General features: G+C 41.7%; 18 protein-coding genes and 1 pseudogene. 16 read left to right on the top strand and 3 right to left on the bottom strand.

From position 1 onward, the window contains the following. Positions 1 to 115 precede the first annotated feature (115 nt). Both NBH03_RS09050 and NBH03_RS09055 read right to left on the bottom strand, forming a co-directional pair. Positions 116 to 511 carry a hypothetical protein gene (locus tag NBH03_RS09050; RefSeq protein ID WP_250799360.1) on the bottom strand — a complete coding sequence of 132 codons (396 nt, stop codon included), beginning with the start codon at positions 509 to 511 and terminating at the stop codon, positions 116 to 118. A 42-nt stretch (positions 512 to 553) separates the two neighbouring features. Next, positions 554 to 1,864 (bottom strand): hypothetical protein, encoded by a 1,311-nt coding sequence (locus NBH03_RS09055; protein ID WP_250799363.1) that lies wholly within the window; start codon positions 1,862 to 1,864, stop codon positions 554 to 556. Between the two features lie 145 nt (positions 1,865 to 2,009). Here NBH03_RS09055 and NBH03_RS09060 point away from each other — a divergent pair, with 145 nt between their 5' ends. The 14 genes and pseudogenes from NBH03_RS09060 to cdd all read left to right on the top strand — a co-directional run bounded on the left by NBH03_RS09060 (position 2,010) and on the right by cdd (position 14,885). Next, entirely contained in the window at positions 2,010 to 2,342 is a 333-nt protein-coding gene (locus NBH03_RS09060; protein WP_250799366.1) for a helix-turn-helix domain-containing protein, read from the top strand. 42 nt (positions 2,343 to 2,384) lie between these two features. Then, a complete protein-coding gene (locus tag NBH03_RS09065) occupies positions 2,385 to 2,555 on the top strand; it encodes a MerR family DNA-binding transcriptional regulator (RefSeq protein WP_250799369.1) in 171 nt (56 codons plus the stop codon). Continuing rightward, positions 2,551 to 2,799 (top strand): MerR family transcriptional regulator, encoded by a 249-nt coding sequence (locus NBH03_RS09070; protein ID WP_442872337.1) that lies wholly within the window; start codon positions 2,551 to 2,553, stop codon positions 2,797 to 2,799. The genes NBH03_RS09065 and NBH03_RS09070 overlap by 5 nt, the downstream gene beginning before the upstream one ends. Continuing rightward, positions 2,762 to 2,986, top strand: a pseudogene (locus NBH03_RS09075) (Rid family hydrolase); the annotation flags it as partial. The gene NBH03_RS09070 and the pseudogene NBH03_RS09075, both read left to right, overlap by 38 nt. 395 nt (positions 2,987 to 3,381) lie before the next feature. After that, a complete protein-coding gene (locus NBH03_RS09080; RefSeq protein ID WP_250799372.1) occupies positions 3,382 to 4,782 on the top strand; it encodes a sigma-54 interaction domain-containing protein in 1,401 nt (466 codons plus the stop codon). A gap of 255 nt (positions 4,783 to 5,037) precedes the next feature. Further along, positions 5,038 to 5,925 (top strand): MaoC/PaaZ C-terminal domain-containing protein, encoded by an 888-nt coding sequence (locus tag NBH03_RS09085; protein ID WP_015514844.1) that lies wholly within the window; start codon positions 5,038 to 5,040, stop codon positions 5,923 to 5,925. A gap of 32 nt (positions 5,926 to 5,957) precedes the next feature. After that, complete coding sequence (locus tag NBH03_RS09090; protein WP_250799375.1) at positions 5,958 to 7,103, top strand: acyl-CoA dehydrogenase family protein; 1,146 nt, start codon at positions 5,958 to 5,960, stop codon at positions 7,101 to 7,103. A 278-nt stretch (positions 7,104 to 7,381) separates the two neighbouring features. Then, on the top strand, positions 7,382 to 7,915 hold the full coding sequence (locus NBH03_RS09095) for a helix-turn-helix domain-containing protein (protein WP_117526524.1): 534 nt from the start codon (positions 7,382 to 7,384) through the stop codon (positions 7,913 to 7,915). A gap of 87 nt (positions 7,916 to 8,002) precedes the next feature. Then, the gene (gene potA, locus NBH03_RS09100; RefSeq protein ID WP_250799378.1) at positions 8,003 to 9,046 is read left to right on the top strand and encodes a spermidine/putrescine ABC transporter ATP-binding protein; all 1,044 of its coding nucleotides are present in this window, start codon (positions 8,003 to 8,005) and stop codon (positions 9,044 to 9,046) included. Next, on the top strand, positions 9,047 to 9,865 hold the full coding sequence (locus NBH03_RS09105) for an ABC transporter permease (protein ID WP_015514846.1): 819 nt from the start codon (positions 9,047 to 9,049) through the stop codon (positions 9,863 to 9,865). Positions 9,866 to 9,874: 9 nt separating this feature from the next. Beyond that, positions 9,875 to 11,731: an extracellular solute-binding protein gene (locus NBH03_RS09110; RefSeq protein ID WP_250799383.1), complete on the top strand. Its 1,857-nt coding sequence runs from the start codon at positions 9,875 to 9,877 to the stop codon at positions 11,729 to 11,731. 121 nt (positions 11,732 to 11,852) lie between these two features. Continuing rightward, positions 11,853 to 13,526 carry an AAA family ATPase gene (locus NBH03_RS09115; RefSeq protein WP_117526518.1) on the top strand — a complete coding sequence of 558 codons (1,674 nt, stop codon included), beginning with the start codon at positions 11,853 to 11,855 and terminating at the stop codon, positions 13,524 to 13,526. A 39-nt stretch (positions 13,527 to 13,565) separates the two neighbouring features. Beyond that, entirely contained in the window at positions 13,566 to 14,339 is a 774-nt protein-coding gene (gene udp, locus NBH03_RS09120) for a uridine phosphorylase (RefSeq protein ID WP_250799385.1), read from the top strand. Positions 14,340 to 14,405: 66 nt separating this feature from the next. Next, on the top strand, positions 14,406 to 14,885 hold the full coding sequence (cdd, locus tag NBH03_RS09125) for a cytidine deaminase (protein ID WP_250799388.1): 480 nt from the start codon (positions 14,406 to 14,408) through the stop codon (positions 14,883 to 14,885). On the opposite strand, the gene NBH03_RS09130 is transcribed toward cdd, so the two are convergent. Then, positions 14,857 to 16,713 (bottom strand): ATP-dependent nuclease, encoded by a 1,857-nt coding sequence (locus tag NBH03_RS09130; RefSeq protein ID WP_250799389.1) that lies wholly within the window; start codon positions 16,711 to 16,713, stop codon positions 14,857 to 14,859. The genes cdd and NBH03_RS09130 overlap by 29 nt on opposite strands. A 324-nt stretch (positions 16,714 to 17,037) precedes the next feature. Here NBH03_RS09130 and tnpA point away from each other — a divergent pair, with 324 nt between their 5' ends. Then, entirely contained in the window at positions 17,038 to 17,445 is a 408-nt protein-coding gene (gene tnpA / locus NBH03_RS09135) for an IS200/IS605 family transposase (RefSeq protein ID WP_250799391.1), read from the top strand. Beyond that, on the top strand, positions 17,442 to 18,110 hold a 669-nt coding region (locus NBH03_RS09140), incomplete at its 3' end, for an RNA-guided endonuclease TnpB family protein (protein ID WP_250799394.1). The genes tnpA and NBH03_RS09140, both read left to right, overlap by 4 nt.

Raw genomic sequence — 18,110 nt, forward strand, 5'->3', positions numbered from 1 at the left:
CTGCATCATTCAGTGCTTTTTTGCATGATAAAAGATAGGTTACTCAATTCAAAGTGCATGTCTTACAGAAACCGTATCCAATTTAGGGATAGAAAAATTCACAATTATGAGAGGTTTATTCAACTTTTTCAAATACTAGTGTATCTTGATCTTCTATACTATAAGTTGTTGTCGAATCTGAGTATTCAACAGGAGTCAGATTGAGTTCTGTATCATTAATAAATTCGTATTTATATGTGACATTTACTTGGTCTCCCCAGCTATCAGAATAAGTAAAAATTATTTTTTGACTTGATTCATGTAATTCATATGCAGCATTTTTAGTAGTGCCACCATCAATAATATCAGCATCACCCGAAATGTCGTCTTTTTCGTTTGGAGCATAAATTATAATATCACCGGAGTCATTTTTCCAGTCACCTTGAAGTTTGACTAAATCAGTCTGTTTGGCGCTGCACCCACTCAAAATCAATAATGTTCCCATAATTATTGCAAAAATCCTTTTTTTCATTTTTGTTTGCCTTTCTAAAATTTATAATATGTTTTCTGTGAATTAAAATTGTGTCAGTTGTTGTGTTTTATAATCATATGTACAAAAGCAGTTGCTTTGATTGATATAATAAGCTTTTCCATCATAAAAAAGAGGAGATTGAATATCGCTTGGTCCGTATATTAGAGATTGGCTTTTAATATCATAGACATCGCATCCGTTTAAACATAACATCCCATCGCTAATAACCCCATCATAGTAAAATTTTTTTTCGGTAAATGGATATATTTCGTTACCATCCGAATCTATAATCCCATAAAATATGGTTCCTTCATCATTATAAACAACTAGTTGGCAGTATCCATCCTTAAAGACAAAAGGATTAGGTGTAGTTGTTTTAGATGCCTCATCAGAAAGTTCATCTCGAGAGTAAGAGAAAGAAGCATATTGAGTTAAATCAATACAATTCTGAAGATATTTATTGTAGAAGCATTTTTCTAATGGGGCAAAAAATAAATCGTTACTAATGGGAAATGTGGATTCAAATCGATTGGAATCTGATAAATCTGTAATTACATTTCCGTGAGTGTCTATGATACATTTATTATCTTTTCTGGCTATAGCATATCCGTCGGAGAAAATGGCGTTAGGGGGGAGAAGTTCTCCTGTTTCAATGTTCATACTGAAAACGGTTGATTTATTCCGATCAGAAAATTGAAGTATAGAATCTCCAATCCAATCAATATACTTAATATCTTTAAGTTGGCTAAATGGTGTATATCCTGAGTTTAAATAATCATTTTCAACAGTAGAATCAGTTTGACATAATTCATTTCCCTTCTCATCAAAGAACTTTATTGCACAAAAAGAATCTGTAGGAGTTTCCTGTATTTCTTTTACTGCAATGATATCTAAACCATTACCAATTGTTTCAATTCCCATAATTTCTTCATGGTTAGAATCATTGATAAATCTAAATGTTACATCGTTTCCTTCCAAATCATAAATATTTAGTCTCACAGTATGGGAGTCATCGGTGAAATTTTCAGCTTTTAAATAGTCAGAAGTTAAACTGGGATTTTCTATGATTTCATTATTTAAATTTACATAAATATAGTTATTAGAATCATATGAGTCTAGGGTAAGTTGGAAAAGGCTATCTTTTTCTAGAAATCTGTAATTGAAAATTCGGCCTTGATAGGAAAGACTTTCGGTTTCTTCGGATGATATTAATTTTTCAGTTTCTTCTAATGATGAGGAAGTTTGTTCATTGATTGAAGATTCATTTTTTGGGGGATTACTTCCACATCCAGAAAGAATAACTGAAATTACAAATAAAAGTGTAAATAGTTTTGGATGGTTTCGTTTTGTCATACTTTCTGATCTCCTTTTCTTTTCATTTCGTTAGTATAATAAATTTTAACTAAATAAGCATAATTTAGCCTATACAGTTTATTATAAATTACCATGTTTGCCCATATAATTCAAGTTATATTAACTAAAAAGGCGGTAAATTTAAGTGGATTACTATATAATTGGACAGAGAATACGTAAATTTAGAAAAGCACATAGTTTTTCGCAGGAAGAATTGGCGGAAAAAGTTGGAATTTCCACAACCCATATGAGTCATATTGAAACGGGAAATACAAAATTGAGCCTAGCAGTTTTGGTTAAAACTGCATTGGCTTTAGAGGTGAGTACAGATGATATATTGTTTGATCAAGGTACGATTAATAGGAGCAATCTTACTGACCAGATAATGGAAGTATTGGATGCTTGCACGCCGCAGGAGTTAATTATAATGTATGATATTATTAAGGCCACTCAGATATCTTTATCAAAACACTTATAATTTTGAACAATAAAACCATCAAATTCCCGGGAGTGGATGCAAATGAATGATAAGTTATATACTATTGGCAAGATTTCTGTACTTACCAATGTTTCCATTGACCAGTTGCGCAATTATGACAAGATAGGTCTGCTGAAGCCGGAAGGGCGGGGCAGCAATAATTATCGTTACTTACTATACGGAGAACCAGCTGGAGGATATCCTTGTTATTAAAGAGTTGAAGAATATCGGGATTCCGCTGCAGGTGATTCAGAAGTTTTTGGAAAATGGTGACTTGGAAACCATTCAGAAAACACTGGAAGAAAATCTGCAGGTGAAGAGAGATGAAATTTACAGGCTGCAGAAGCAGTACAATGCTTTGGTGGATGCGTTGATTAATGTAGAATGGGCCGTTTTGCACAAGAATGAATTGGCAGTGAGCAGAGAGAAGCTGCCAGAATGTCAAAGCAATTCTTGAGGCAGCAGGTACAGGCATGGATAAGGTTGTTAAAACAACCTGTTTCCTGGCAGATATTTCAGATTTTGCTGCTTTTAATGCCGTTTATGCCAAATACTTTGTTTCCAATCCGGCCAGAAGCTGCATCGCTGTGAAGGATATTCCAAAGGGGGCACTCTGCGAGATAGAAGCGATTGCGGAAGTTTAGGCAATGTCTGGTAAAATGTAAATATTTTAGGAGTGCATTGTGTAAAAATACATATTGTAATTTGAAAAGACATATGATATAATCAAATCACACAGAAATAAAATAATCCAAATGGAAAAGGAACCCCCAGAGGTGGCAGCCTCTGGGGGTTCCTGCATCATGATGATGCAATATGTAGGTTGGTTGTCGTATTTATTTCCGTCCAACCATTTGCAGATAAAGTATGAGACAATACCTGCCATAACGGAAATTATAAATGCAATAAAATAATCCACAAGTTTCACCTCCTTTCTGTGTCAGAATGGAGAAGACAATAGGGTGAGTATAGCATATATAATTTTTTATGGTTTATTTTTCGACAAAACATTTAACAGATATTTTAGTGGAGGCATAGGATGATGAATGAACATGAGTACTATTGCTTTTTAAAAGAGTTCTGGAAAGTTACCAATGACGGCTTTATCATTGTGGACCCCAATGGTGTGATTGTGGATATCAACGAGACGTATTGCGAGTTTCTGGGGAAAACCCGTGAACAGGTTTTGGGAAAGCCAATCGGCGAAGTGATTTCGACCACCAGTATGTATGATGTTCTATCATCAGCCCGTGATGGGGATGATAATGTTTATTTGCAGCCCTATGGTGAAAATGATAATGCCAGCAATGTAGAAACCCATGCGGTGGCCAATCGTTTTTGCTTTTTTAATGAGCAGGGAGAGCTTCTTGGTGCGGCGGCCCAGATGTCCTTCAAGGAGAGGGCGGCGGCCATGGCCTACAGCATTGCCACAGAAGAACTGAATTATTACAAACGTGCTTATGAGGAAAGCAGCGAAGAGGACAGTGGCTTCAGTAAGATCCTCGGCAATTCAGAGACTATGCAGAAGCTGAAAGAGAAGGCCATGAGGGTGGCAAGAAAGGATTTTCCCGTGTTGATTACAGGGGAGACGGGAACCGGCAAAGAGCTTTTTGCGCAGGCGATTCATCGGGAGAGCAGCAGAAGAAAGAAACCCATCATCAGTATCAATTGTGCCTCCATTCCGTCAGAGTTGTTGGAAAGTGAACTGTTTGGATATGACGAGGGTGCATTTACCGGAGCGAAAAAAGGCGGCAAGATTGGTAAGTTTCAGCTGGCAGACGGCGGAACGATTTTTCTGGATGAGATCGGAGACCTGCCGTTAGTGCTTCAGGCGAAACTGCTGCGTGTGCTTCAGGAGCATGAGATTGAGAAAGTAGGCGGCGGCAAGCCGATTCCCATCGATGTGCGTTTTATATCGGCGACAAGACAGAATTTGGCGGAAATGGTTGAAAGAGGAGAGTTTCGTGAGGACCTTTATTATCGGCTGAATGTGGTTAATATTGAGACGCTGCCCCTGCGTGAGCATCCGACGGATATTCTGTTGTATGCCAATCATGTGCTGAATGCGTTGAATGCGAAATATAAGACCGGTCATTTGTTGTCAGACAGGGTGAAATATCTGCTGATGTGTTACAAGTGGCCGGGAAACGTGCGTGAATTGATCAATGTTATCACCAGTGCCTATGCAACCTGTGACAGTTACGTCATTGAAGAAATGGACCTTCCCGGAAGGCTTGTATCGGGGACAGCGGGAAATAGTGTGTCACAAATGAAACTGTCGGAAATGATGAACCTGCATGAAGCAGCGATTATCAGGGATGCGCTGCGGCGAAACAACCAGAACTGTAAAAAAACAGCCGAGGAATTAGGCATTGACAGAAGCCTTCTGTATCGGAAGATGCGGAAAGCGGGTATTGCGATTCATCGGGAAATTAAATAGCGTATTTTTTCAGAACCGAAGTCTAAATGGATGTCGGTTCTTTTTTTGCGGAGAGCGGAGACTGAATCAAAGTCTGCACTTGCATGTGGACAATTTGCTACACTATGGATGATTTACTACACTTTTTAAAATAGGTAAATGGTGAAAATCCGCTGAATTCAAGGGCTTCAGAGCCTATATGAATTGGCATCATTGTTGCTTTCTATATACATAACAGGTAATGTATAGATGATTATGTTTCAAGGGAGGGTCATTATGGATAAGAAGATTAAGTTGGATGAAGTGCTTATTGGCAAGAAAATGGAACCGAGATACATGGAGTATAACTGGCGTGACATTATTTTATACGCACTGGCAGTTGGTGCTCACAGAGAAGATGTGGCTTATACTTATGAGAAGTATCTGAAAGCCATTCCGACATATGGGACCATTCCTTACTGGGGAACAGTGAACGTGAAACCGTATCAGTGGATGCCGCTTCCGGCTTCGATGCTGGCAGATGAGATCATTAAGCCGACCATTTCTTTCCTGAATATGGATCATGAAATCATTATGCACCGTCCGATTGACCCGATCAAGGGTACCTTCCAGTATCAGGATGTCATTACAGATGTTTATGACAGAGGCGAGGGAAAGGGTGCCGTTGTTAAAACGAAGGTAGATGTTCGTGACGAGGCAGGTAATCTTGTATGTACCAATTATTCTACAACGTTTTTCCATGAGGCCGGTGGATTTGGCGGAAAACCGATGCCTAAGAGTGAAGTTGTGATTCCTGACAGAGCACCTGATTTAACATTGGATGATTACATCACACCGGTTCAGAATCTTCTTTACAGATTAACAGGTGATACGAATCTGGTTCATGTTGATTCTGAATATGCCAGAGAAATGGGATTCCCGAAAGCATTTATTCAGGGCTTATGCTCCTTCGGTTTCTCCTGCCGAATGGCCATTGAACTGCTTTGCCCGGGTGAACCGGAGAGAATGACGAGGATGGCTGCTCAGATGAGAAACGTTTTATTCCCGGATACAAAAGTTCAGCTTCAAATCTGGAAGATGGAAGAGGGGAAGGCTTATTTCCGTTTCGTGAATCTGGAAGACGGCAAGCCGATTCTGGACAGAGGCGTATTTGAGTGGAAATAGGACATGCGCAATAAATCGCAGGAGGAATAAGGATGAGTTTTATTTTGACAGAAGAGCAGGAAGAATTATTGGCTTTGGTCAGAAAGTTTTCGGAAAAAGAGATTCTGCCATATGCCCATCAGATGGATGTGGAAGCCCATTTTGTTCCGGGTTTAATTCAGAAAATTGCAGATTTGGGATTTATGGGTATTAATGTACCTGAAGAATACGGCGGTGTCGGCGCAGATGAAGTGACAAAAGCGCTTGTAATTATGGAATTTGCCAAATATGATGCCAGTGTTGCAGAATTGCTGGCGGTTCATACATTATCCAGTGACATTATCTTAAAGCATGGCACACCGGAGCAGAAGGAAAAATATCTGACAAAGGCATGTACAGGTGCAGTCGGCGCTTTCGCTTTGACAGAACCAAATGCCGGTTCGGATGCGGCCGCAGCAAAGACAAAGGCCATTTCTCAGGGGGACGAGTATATCATTAATGGTTCCAAGTGCTTTATCAGCAATATGGGGCAGGATGAAGGGGATTATGTGATATTAATTGTTTTAACGGACCCGGAGAAAAAGACAAAGGGAATGTCCGCGATTATTGTTGACCGGGATACGCCCGGATTTACTGTTCCAAAGACGGAAGATAAAATGGGACTTCGTGCGGCACCGGTATCGGAATTGTATTTTGATGAATGCCATGTGTCAAAATCACAGCTTTTAGGTGAGGAAGGAAAGGGTTTTGCGATTGCCATGGCAGGGCTTGACGGCGGACGTATCGGTATGGCTTCCCAGGCTGTAGGTCTGGCAGAATCCTGTATTGCAGAGTCTGTGGAATACTCGACACAGCGCGTACAGTTCGGCAAACCGGTGAATGCCAATCAGGGCCTTCAGTGGTATCTTGCAGATATGGCAACCAAGACAGAGGCAGCCAAGGCACTGACCCTGAATGCGGCAGCATTGCGCCAGGCGGGCAAGAATATTACAAAAGAAGCGGCGATGGCGAAGTATTATGCATCGGAGACAGCGGTTGAAGTAGCCAATAAGGCGCTGCAGATTCATGGCGGCTATGGCTATATGAAAGAGTATGCAATAGAGAGACAGTACAGAGATGCACGTATTATTCCGATTTATGAAGGAACTTCCGAAGTCCAGAAAATGGTTATTTCCCGTGCAGTTATCAATGGAAAGTAACTGTATTGTGTAAAACACATACTGCGATTTGAAAATGCATAAGAGATAATGTCTTTGAAGAAGGATGTTAAGAGCTTCAAGAGAAAAAGAAAACCCCAGAGGTGGTAACCTCCGGGGTTTTCTGCATTCAAAAACCAGGTCTGTATTTTACCTGAATTTTGCATTTTCACAGTTTTATTTTACTAAACTTTTTGTTTAAAAATACTTGACAACGTAAAAAATTAATCTATAATAGATTTGTTTAGCAATATCGAACTTAAAGTTAAGGAGGAATCAGCGTGGATATAGGTGCAAAGATTAAGCTGCTCAGGATAAAGAATCAGCTGACCCTTGAGGAGCTGGCGAACCGCAGTGAACTGACGAAGGGTTTTCTTTCTCAGGTTGAGAGGAATCTGACGTCTCCGTCTATTGCAACGCTGGAGGATATACTTGAGGCCCTCGGTACTTCACTGGGCGAATTTTTTTCCGATGACAGAGATGAACGTGTGGTGTTTACGGCCAATGATTATTTTATCAATGAGCAGGAGGCCTACGACATTTCCTATATTGTGCCGAATGCTCAGAAGAACTGCATGGAGCCGATTTTGATCAGGCTGCATCCGGGATGCGAATCGGAGACGTACGGCCCTTATGAGGCGGAGGAGTTCGGTTATGTCCTTCAGGGAAAGGTCGAGCTGCATTACGGAAAGGCGCAATATATGCTGAAAAAGGGGCAGACTTTCTATCTGAAGGGAGATAGAGAACATTATCTGAAGAACGCAGGTGAATCCGAGGCGAAGGTGATATGGGTTTCCAATCCACCTTCATTTTAATGTAATGAACGTGCATGAATTAGGAACCGGATTCTGCATCAGGACGGACGAATAAGTACTGAATTTAAATTGGTAAGGGAGAGGACCATGGAGAAGATTATTGAGCTTAAGAATCTGACGAAGAATTTTGATGACCAGCAGGTTTTGAAGGGCATCAATCTGGACATTCATCACAATGAGTTTTTGACACTGCTGGGGCCGAGCGGTTGCGGCAAGACAACAACACTGCGTATTATTGCCGGTTTTGAGGAAGCCAGCAGCGGTGAAGTGCTTTTTGACGGCATGGATATTTCCAAAATTCCTGCTTATAAACGTGAAATTAATACCGTTTTCCAGAAGTATGCATTATTTCCGCATATGAACGTGTTTGACAATGTGGCTTTTGGTCTGAATATCAAGAAAATGGATAAGGCTGTGATCAAGACCAAGGTAGAGCGGATGCTGTCCATGGTCGGCCTGGCGAATTATGGTTCCAAGGACGTTACTTTATTGTCCGGCGGTCAGCAGCAGCGTGTTGCTATTGCAAGAGCCCTGGTGAATGAACCGAAGGTACTGCTTCTGGATGAACCGTTAGGCGCTCTGGATGCCAGACTACGTAAGGAGATGCAGACGGAGTTGAAGAAGATCCAGAAGGAAGTGGGTATCACTTTCGTGTTTGTTACCCATGACCAGGAGGAGGCGCTCTCCATGTCTGATACAGTAGTTGTTATGAATGAGGGAACTATTCAGCAGATCGGTACCCCGATTGACATTTACAATGAACCGGAGAACCGCTTTGTGGCAGGCTTCATCGGTGAGTCGAATATTATCGAAGGTGTCATGATCAAGGATTTCCTGGTGGCTTTTGACGATTTTGAGTTTATTTGTGTGGATAAGGGCTTCCCTGAGAATGAGCCTGTGGATGTGGTGATCCGTCCTGAGGATATTGATATTGTGCAGCCGGATAAAGCTAATTTGAAGGGTATCGTCAAATCTGTGACTTTCAAGGGTGTGCATTATGAGACGATTGTTACTACCAAATACCGCGATTACAGAATCGACACAACGGATTATTTTGCTGTCGGACTGGAAGTGGGACTGACATTTACGCCGGAAGACATTCATGTTATGTGGCAGATGGGGAGTTACTAGATGAAGCATTTTAGAAAATTAACAGGGCCGTATTTCGCCTGGTTGGTGCTGTTTGTTCTGATTCCACTGGTGTTGATCGCGATTTACGCATTTACCACAAGCGGCAATCCGGTGAAAACACTGAACTTTACATTGATGAATTTTGCGAAGATCAATGAACCAACTTATATCAAAGTATTTATCAAGTCCATTGAGATGGGTGTTCTGACAACCGGAGTCTGTCTGATTCTTGGCTATCCGATGGCTTATCTTATTGCAAAATGTCCGGAGGAGATGCAGGATATGCTGATCATGGCGGTAACCATTCCGACCTGGATCAATATGCTTCTGAGAACCTATGCGTGGATGAACCTGTTATCTGACAATGGTATTATCAACGGATTGCTCAGTGTGTTGGGCATTAATCCGGTGACAATGATGTATACGAATTTTTCCGTTGTTGTGGGCATGGTCTGTAATTTTATGCCGTTTATGATTATTCCGATTCATACCTCACTGAGAAAAATGGACAATTCTCTCATTGAGGCAGCCATGGATCTGGGCGCCAATCCGTTTCAGACATTTCAAAAGGTTGTTCTGAAACTGTCCATGCCCGGTGTGATCAACGGTATTGTGATGGTATTTCTGATGGCGATTTCTTCTTTCGTTATTCCGAAGCTCCTTGGCGGCGGGCAGTTTGTCCTGATCGGTAATCTGATCGAATCCCAGTTTGTATCTGTTGGAGACTGGAATTTCGGCAGTGCCATTTCCCTGATTCTGGCAGTTCTGATTCTTGTGGCGATGCGTCTCATGAAGAAGATGGATGTACAGGACAATTAGGAGGCGGACATGCGAAAGAAAAACAGTTTATTTTCAAAATTTTATATTGCGATTTGTTTTGCTTTTTTCTATCTGCCGATTCTGGTGACGATGGTATTTTCATTTAATTCATCGAAGTCATTGTCGAAATTCACAGGATTTTCCCTGCGCTGGTATAAAGCGCTTTTGGAAAACAGTGAGATTATGTCGGCAGTTTATGTTTCTGTGACCATTGCCATCCTGGCCACCATTGCTTCGACAGTGTTGGGAACAATGACAGCCATCGGCCTTTCAAAGTCACGGAAGATTATCAAAGATATGGTGCTCAGCATGAATGATATTCCGATTCTGAATCCGGATATCGTTACAGCCATCGGATGGATGCTGCTGTTCTCATCTCTGGGATTCCAGAAGGGATATATAACTATGCTTCTGGCACACATTGCCTTCTGTACGCCGTATGTCATTACCAGTGTGTATCCGAAGGTGAGAAGCCTGGACCCGAATCTGGCCAATGCGGCCATGGATCTTGGTGCCACACCGTATCAGGCACTGACGAAAGTTATTATTCCGATGATCCGACCGGGCATATTTGCCGGTGCGCTGCTGGCTTTTACTATGTCTTTTGATGATTTCGTTATTTCCTATTTTGTATCAGGAAACGGCGTCAAGAACATTTCAATTGTCGTTTATAACATGACAAAACGTATCAATCCGACGATTAATGCGCTGTCAACCATTGTTATTGTGGTGATTGTTGTGATTCTGCTTCTGGCTAATCTGCTTCCGAGACTGGGCGGCGGTGACAACAAGAAGAATAATCAGAACATGAAGAAACTGGTGGCAGGTGTAGCTGTTTTTGCATTAGTACTCAGTCTTGTGACCTGTGTGGCCAACAAGAGCAATAACAAAGAGGCAAGAGTTCTGAGGGTTTATAATGCCGGCGAATATATCGATTCGGATCTTCTGACAGAGTTCCAGGATGAGTACAATTGCACGGTTATTTATGAAACATTTGAGTCCAATGAGATGATGTATACAAAGCTTCAGGCCGGAGATGCCTATGATATTCTGATTCCTTCGGATTATATGATCGAGCGTCTGATCAGGGAAGATTATCTGCAGCCGATCGATTGGGATCGTCTGACCAATGCAGAGGGATTGAATCCGGATGTTATGAACAAAGAATATGATCCGGGCAATGTTTACTCCGTTCCTTATTTCTGGGGTAATGTGGGTATTTTATATGACAAGACAGTGGTGGATCCGGCGGACCTCAGTGAAGGCTGGAATCTGCTGATGGATACGAAATATGCAGGTAATCTGTATATGTATGACTCTGAGCGAGATTCCTTTATGATTGCCTTGAAAGCCCTGGGATATTCCATGAATACCCACGATAAAAACGAGATTCAGGCGGCTTATGAATGGCTGATTCAGCAGAGAGATACCATGAAACCAGTCTATGCCGGCGATGATGTCATTGACAACATGATTTCCGGCAACAAAGCACTGGCGGTTGTTTATTCCGGTGATGGTGCCTATATTATGTCGGAAAATGAGGATCTGGGCTTTTTGATGCCGGAAGAGGGAACGAACCTCTGGTATGATGCCATGGTTATGACCAGGGATTGTGAGAATACAGAACTGGCTTACGAATTTATGGATTTTATGCTGAGAGATGACGTAGCTTACAGAAATACCCAATATGTCGGTTACAGTTCACCGGTTGTGGCTGCTTATGAGCAGGCACAGGAAGAGGATTACGAAGGTATCGAGGCATATGTACCGCGTGTCGGCTACGAAAAAGATGAAATTTTCCGTTATCAGGATACGGATATTAAGAAATTATTTGCTGAGCTTTGGACAAAAGTCAAGGCACAATAAACTGAAAGGGCTGTTGTTTTATTCGGGGTAATGAATAGAGCAGCAGCCTTTTTCAAGTGGACTTGTCGGGCAGATTCTGTTATCATAAGAGTAGAAAATATCAGGGAAAGGGGCATAGGTCATGAAGCAGATGAAGCTATCGGTAGGAGTCTCCGATTTTGAAAAGATTCGAAGCGATGGTTATTACTATATCGATAAAAGTGGCTGGATCAAAGGATTGCTGAAATCCGGAGCGGAAGTAACTTTACTGACGCGACCGAGGCGCTTTGGTAAGACGCTGGGAATGAGTATGCTTGCTAATTTTTTTGATATAACAAAAGATAACAGGGCTTTATTTGAAGGTCTGGAAATAATGAAAGACACAGAGTTGTGTCAGCATTGGATGAATCAGTATCCGGTTCTTTTTTTATCTTTTAAAGATGTAGATGGCACATCTTTTGAAAATGCACTGGCACTTCTTCAATTTACACTGTCCCAATTTTGTGATGTGTATGCTTATCTGGAAGATGGTGAACAGGTGACGGAAGTTCAAAAAGCCATTTTTCATCGATTAAAGATGCAAACCGCTTCTCTGGTGGATATACAAAGTGCTTTGTTAGTCATTATGAGGATGATGTGGGCTTATTATGGGAAGAAAGTTATTTTGCTATTGGATGAATACGATGTGCCGATTGCCAAAGCCAGCAGTAAAGGTTATTATACGGAAATGATGGAAGTCCTGAAAACGATGCTCAGTATATCGTTAAAAGATAATTCGGTACTTGAATTAGCGGTTGTCACAGGTTGCCTGAAAATAGCAAAAGAAAGTATTTTTACAGGTACGAATAATTTTGTTTCTGATACGATTTCAATGTCAAGATTTAATGAATACTTTGGTTTTACGCAAAAAGAAGTAGATCAGATTTTGCTGGATGCGGGCGCTGCTTCGCATGCACAACAGGTGAAAGCGTGGTATGATGGGTATCATTTTGGGGAATACGATATTTATTGCCCATGGGATGTGATGAATTTTGTTCGTGATTTTCAATTTGACGCAACCGTAAAACCTGCAAGCTATTGGAAGAATACAAGTGATAATGCGATTATCAGGTCTTTTATTGATTTTGCGGGTAATAGTATCACTGCCAAAATGGAGACACTGTTGGCGGGGGGATATATTATTGAACGAATAGAAGAAAATCTGACCTATGATTATCTTCATGCATCGGAAGATAATCTATGGAGTATCCTGTATTTAACAGGTTATTTAACAAAAGTACGTGACCGGGATATAAAAATGCCGCTTCCGGATGGGATGACTGCATTGTTGATTCCAAATGCTGAAATCAGAGAGATTTTTGAGACAACTGTCAAAAAATGGTTTGAAGACAAAGCCAGAACATGGAATAAAAGACTGTTGTTTGATGCTGTCTGGTGTGGTGATAGCGAGACCCTGACACAGGAGATGAATAAGCTTTTGCGTCAGACCATCAGTTATCATGATTATAGAGAAGATTTTTATCATGCTTTTCTGGCAGGCATTTTTACAGGAGCTGGATATATGGTTCAATCCAATAAGGAACATGGAGAAGGCCGCAGTGATCTGGTTGTTATGGATACTGAAAATGGCAGGGTCGCAGTTTTTGAGGCGAAATATTCAAAAATGTTCCAGCAGCTGGAAAGTGATTGTAATAAAGCAATCAATCAGATAGAGAGCAGAATGTATGCCAGAGAATTTGAAGAAAATGGAGATGACGTTTTTTGTTATGGCATTGCTTTCTTCAAAAAGAGGTGTTGTGTCAAGATAAAAAGTTAAATTATTGGTATTATTTTGGTTGAATATGGGGGTGGCAGTATGATTAATTATTCAGAAGATGCAAGCAGACAGTATCATATTCAGGTGGCCAAAGGGGAAGTGGGTCGGTATGTGATTCTGCCGGGAGATCCGAAGAGGTGTGTAAAGATTGCACAGTATTTGGAGCATCCGGTGTTGATTGCGGATAACAGGGAATTTACAACGTATACAGGCACTTTGGATGGCGTAAAAGTCAGCGTGACATCCACAGGTATTGGCGGTCCGTCAGCCTCTATTGCCATGGAAGAGTTGTATCGCTGTGGTGCAGATACCTTTGTCAGAATCGGAACCTGCGGCGGCATGCAGCCGGATGTGAAAAGCGGTGACATCGTTATTGCCACGGGAGCAGTCCGTATGGAGGGCACCAGCAAAGAATATGCGCCTATTGAATACCCGGCAGTGCCTGATTTTGGTGTGACAACAGCCCTTGTTTCGGCAGCGAAAGCCTTGAAGATGCCGTATCATACCGGGGTTGTTCAGTGCAAGGATGCCTTTTACGGACAGCATGCGCCGGAACTGATGCCGGTGAGCTATGAGCTGCAGAATAAATGGGAAGCCTGGAAGCGGATGGGCTGTCTGGCATCGGAGATGGAATCGGCGGCATTGTTTATTGTAGGCGGCCATCTGGGGGTACGTGTGGGCTCCTGTTTTCTTGTCATGGCCAATCAGGAACGGGCGAAGCTGGGACTTGAGAATCCGGTGGTTCATGACACAGATGGGGCCATTCATGTGGCTGTGGAGGCTATCAGGAATCTGATTAACGCGGATAAATAAGTGGGAAATCAAATTATTAAAAATGCCTTTTGTGATTATAAATGTAGAAATAATGGGAGTGAAGGTATGATTTATTATTCAGAAGAAATAGGAAAAAATGAGTTGACGGAAACACTTATTCAGAAATTGATAAAAACAGCTGCAGAACAGCTTCGATTTTCCTATACACCCTATTCACATTTTAAAGTGGGGGCAGCACTTCTGGCTGCAGACGGCACGATTTATACCGGATGCAATATAGAGAATGCGGCCTATACACCGACGAACTGTGCGGAGAGAACGGCTTTCTTCAAGGCTGTCAGCGAAGGTGTCCGTGATTTTCGTGTAATCTGTATTGTGGGCGGGATGAACGGTGTACTGAGTGGTTATACGGCACCCTGCGGTGTCTGCCGGCAGGTGATGATGGAATTCTGTGATCCGGAGACATTTCAGATTATCCTGGCAGCGGCAGACGGCAAATATAAGATTTACCGTCTGAAAGAATTGCTGCCGGAGGGTTTTGGCCCTGATAATCTTGTTATTTCCGGCGATTTTCGAAGTAAATAAAATGGTCAATAGCATCGAGGATGTCTTTGAAGTCGTCTTTCGGTGCTATTTCTATGTAGCGGGTCAGTAATTCGGTTTCGGAATCTTTATAGCGTCCGTAGAATGTATCATAGAGATTGTGACCCCGCATGTGGATGCGGATATCTTCCATATGCTGACGCACATCCTCCGGTGATGTCAAATCATGACCGATGGCGGCCACCAGTTTTTCTCCACTGGAAAGCCGATGCAGATATTCGTGCCATTTTTCGTAAAATATATCATAAAAAGCTTCGGGGCTTGGAACAACGCCGAGTTTTGCCATAACATCCGGATTGAAAAAGTAATTTTCAAAGGAGTAATATTTCAGGATCAGGACATTTTTCTCTGTAACCCTTGGCAAATGGTCGATATCACTGATATTCCTTTCATCATAATAGCGGCAGAGCTGATGCTTCAGCATATCCGCGTCTTTGCCGTCACCATCACGGATCATCAGGAAGCTGTCTTTCAAATAAACCTGGTTGATGTATTTCAAATTGGCATAGGTCTTGATATTGGTGCAGCTGTTGGTAGTGATGATGGCCACACGGGAAGGCTTGCCTTCATCATCGTATATTTCGGAGTAATATTTTCGCAGCAGCAGTGGCAGTCGGCTTTTGTCCTGACGGCCTTCGACAATAAATACAAAATCGACATTCATCAGATCATTGGCGCTGTATCCCAGATCATTGAGAATGACGCTGATATCTGTATGTTCACGAACAGTGGAATAGCCATCGCTGTCCAATACAACCTGTCGGATCTGACGGCTGTTGAAATTCGGCAGCAGATTCGGTGAATGGGTGGAAAAAATCACCTGATTTTTGCGGGCCAGACGGAAAAGGAGATCACCGGACAGTTTCTGGAGTTTTGGGTGGAGGAAAAGTTCCGGTTCCTCCACCATAATGATGCCTGGGGTAGGATTGTCGTCTTCTGCGTAGGTTTCAAGGAGCGAAAGCATATAAATGCTGCGCATGCCTTTGCCCATATGTTCAATAGGGCGCAGCGTTTTCTGCTTTTCATCTGCAATTTCAGCGGTAACGGAAAGCATCTGCTCGATATCACGGTTCATGGAGTAGATGATTTCATGCTGACCGCCGTTTTTTCTGTAGTTGGCATTAACTCTTCTGGAAAAATCATCCAGATTCAGCTGATACAGCTTGTAATCCAGCAATCTGGCCGCTTCAAAGGCATTTAATTCGGCAGGTGTTTTCTGGTTGATCAGACCGATACAGGAAAAGCAGTGGGTGCATGGTTTGGCGGAATCAAAAAGACAGCAGCCAGAACGCATTTGTTTTAAAAGGCTGTCTTCCTGCATGAGCAGCAAATCGTCCTGAAATTGCCGCAGATTGCGCTGCGGGTCCAGATAATAGACCGGCGGCAGCAGTCGGGGAATCCAGTTGTTATTCTTCTGATATCCGTCGCTGTAACGGATTTTCCCGTCGCGGTTAGCGATAAATGTAAAAGAAAGGGCCTGGGTCGCCTCATCATAGGATGGCAGTTTTCTTTTGAAATCCTGAAACCATTTGTCAAATCGGCGGTAAGTGCTGATTTGACCTGCAGCGTGGAGCATTTTCAAATCATTGTCGCTTAAGAGCAGGCAGACGGAGATTTCTATATTGGCGTAATCCTCCTGAAAATCATCCATTTCAACGGCACAGCTGCCGGTGACAACACGAATGGCATCGAGAATAGCCGTTTTGCCGGTGTTGTTCTTGCCTACGAGAATCAGGGCGTTTTCGATATCGGTGATCAGCAGGTCGCTGATGGACTTGTAATTGCGGATACGAAGTTCAGTGAGACGCAAGGCGGTCAGTCCTTTCTATCAAATATGTTTAATATGTAACTGTTCAGAGCCAAGCAAAATTTCAAAAAACAGGTATGAAATGCGTAGTATTTTGGAGGTTGGCTCTGAACAGTTACTTTAATATAAGAATATCATAGAAAAGGTTGGAGAAGTATATAAAAATGTCCTTTAGAGATATGTTTCTAAAGGACATTTTAACAAAAGTTAGCAAGAATTCTCCTTCCTCTACAGGTGGGAGATGAATTGCAGAAAATAGAACGCTTGTTCTGTGACGAGAAGTGTGGTATACTATAATCAGTCGAAAGGATAGAAAGGACTGATTATATGGACCAAATGGATCATAATGCACATTCAGTATATTTGATGTATTATCATCTGATCATGGTTGTAAAATACCGAAGAAAAGTAATAGATGATCCGATTTCGGAACGTGCAAAAGAGATCTGGGAACGTATTGCACCTGATTATGGAATCACACTGGAAGAATGGAATCATGATGTTGATCATGTGCATGTTATGTTTCGGGCACAGCCAAAATCAGAACTCAGTAAATTTATCAATGCGTATAAAAGTGCAAGCAGTCGTTTGTTAAAAAAGGAATATCCACAGATCAGGGAAAGACTTTGGAAGGAAGCATTCTGGAGTCAAAGTTTCTGCCTGTTGACAGCGGGTGGTGCACCGATTGATGTTATCCGTAGTTATATCGAGACGCAGGGAGAGAAAAAAAGATGAATATAGCTTACCGTTTTCGTATATATCCAAACAGAGAACAGGAAGTCCTGCTCGCCAAAACATTTGGCTGCTGTCGTTTTTTATATAATCAGATGTTGAATGATAAGATACGGGAATATGAAGCAACGAAAAAAATGCTGCGAAATACACCGGCGATGTATAAAAAAGCATATCCATTTTTGAAAGAAGTGGATTCCCTGGCACTTGCAAATGTGCAGATGCATCTGGAAAAGGCATATAAGAATTTTTTCAGGAATCCAAAGATTGGCTTTCCAAAATTCAAATCAAAACACAGGAGCCGAAAAAGCTATACGACAAATGTGGTCAATGGAAATATTCAGGTAGAAGATCATCGGATAAAACTACCGAAGTTGAAATGGATCCGTATGAAAAAACATCGTGATATTGCAGAAAAATATTGCCTGAAATCTGTAACAATAAGTATGGAACCATCCGAAAAGTATTATGCAAGTCTATTATATGAAAAATCTGACTGTGAAAACCAAGCAGAAGAATTTGATTATGAAGACGCAAAGATACTGGGAATTGATTATGCAATGCATGGAATGGCTGTGTTTTCTGAAGATATACAGAAGGAAAATGAAGGATACTTCAGAAAAAGTGAGGAGCGGCTGGCAAGGGAACAAAGAAAGTTATCCCATTGC

Source organism: Coprococcus intestinalis, from assembly GCF_023656595.1.
In the GTDB taxonomy this organism is placed as follows: Bacteria; Bacillota; Clostridia; order Lachnospirales; family Lachnospiraceae; genus Coprococcus_A; species Coprococcus_A intestinihominis.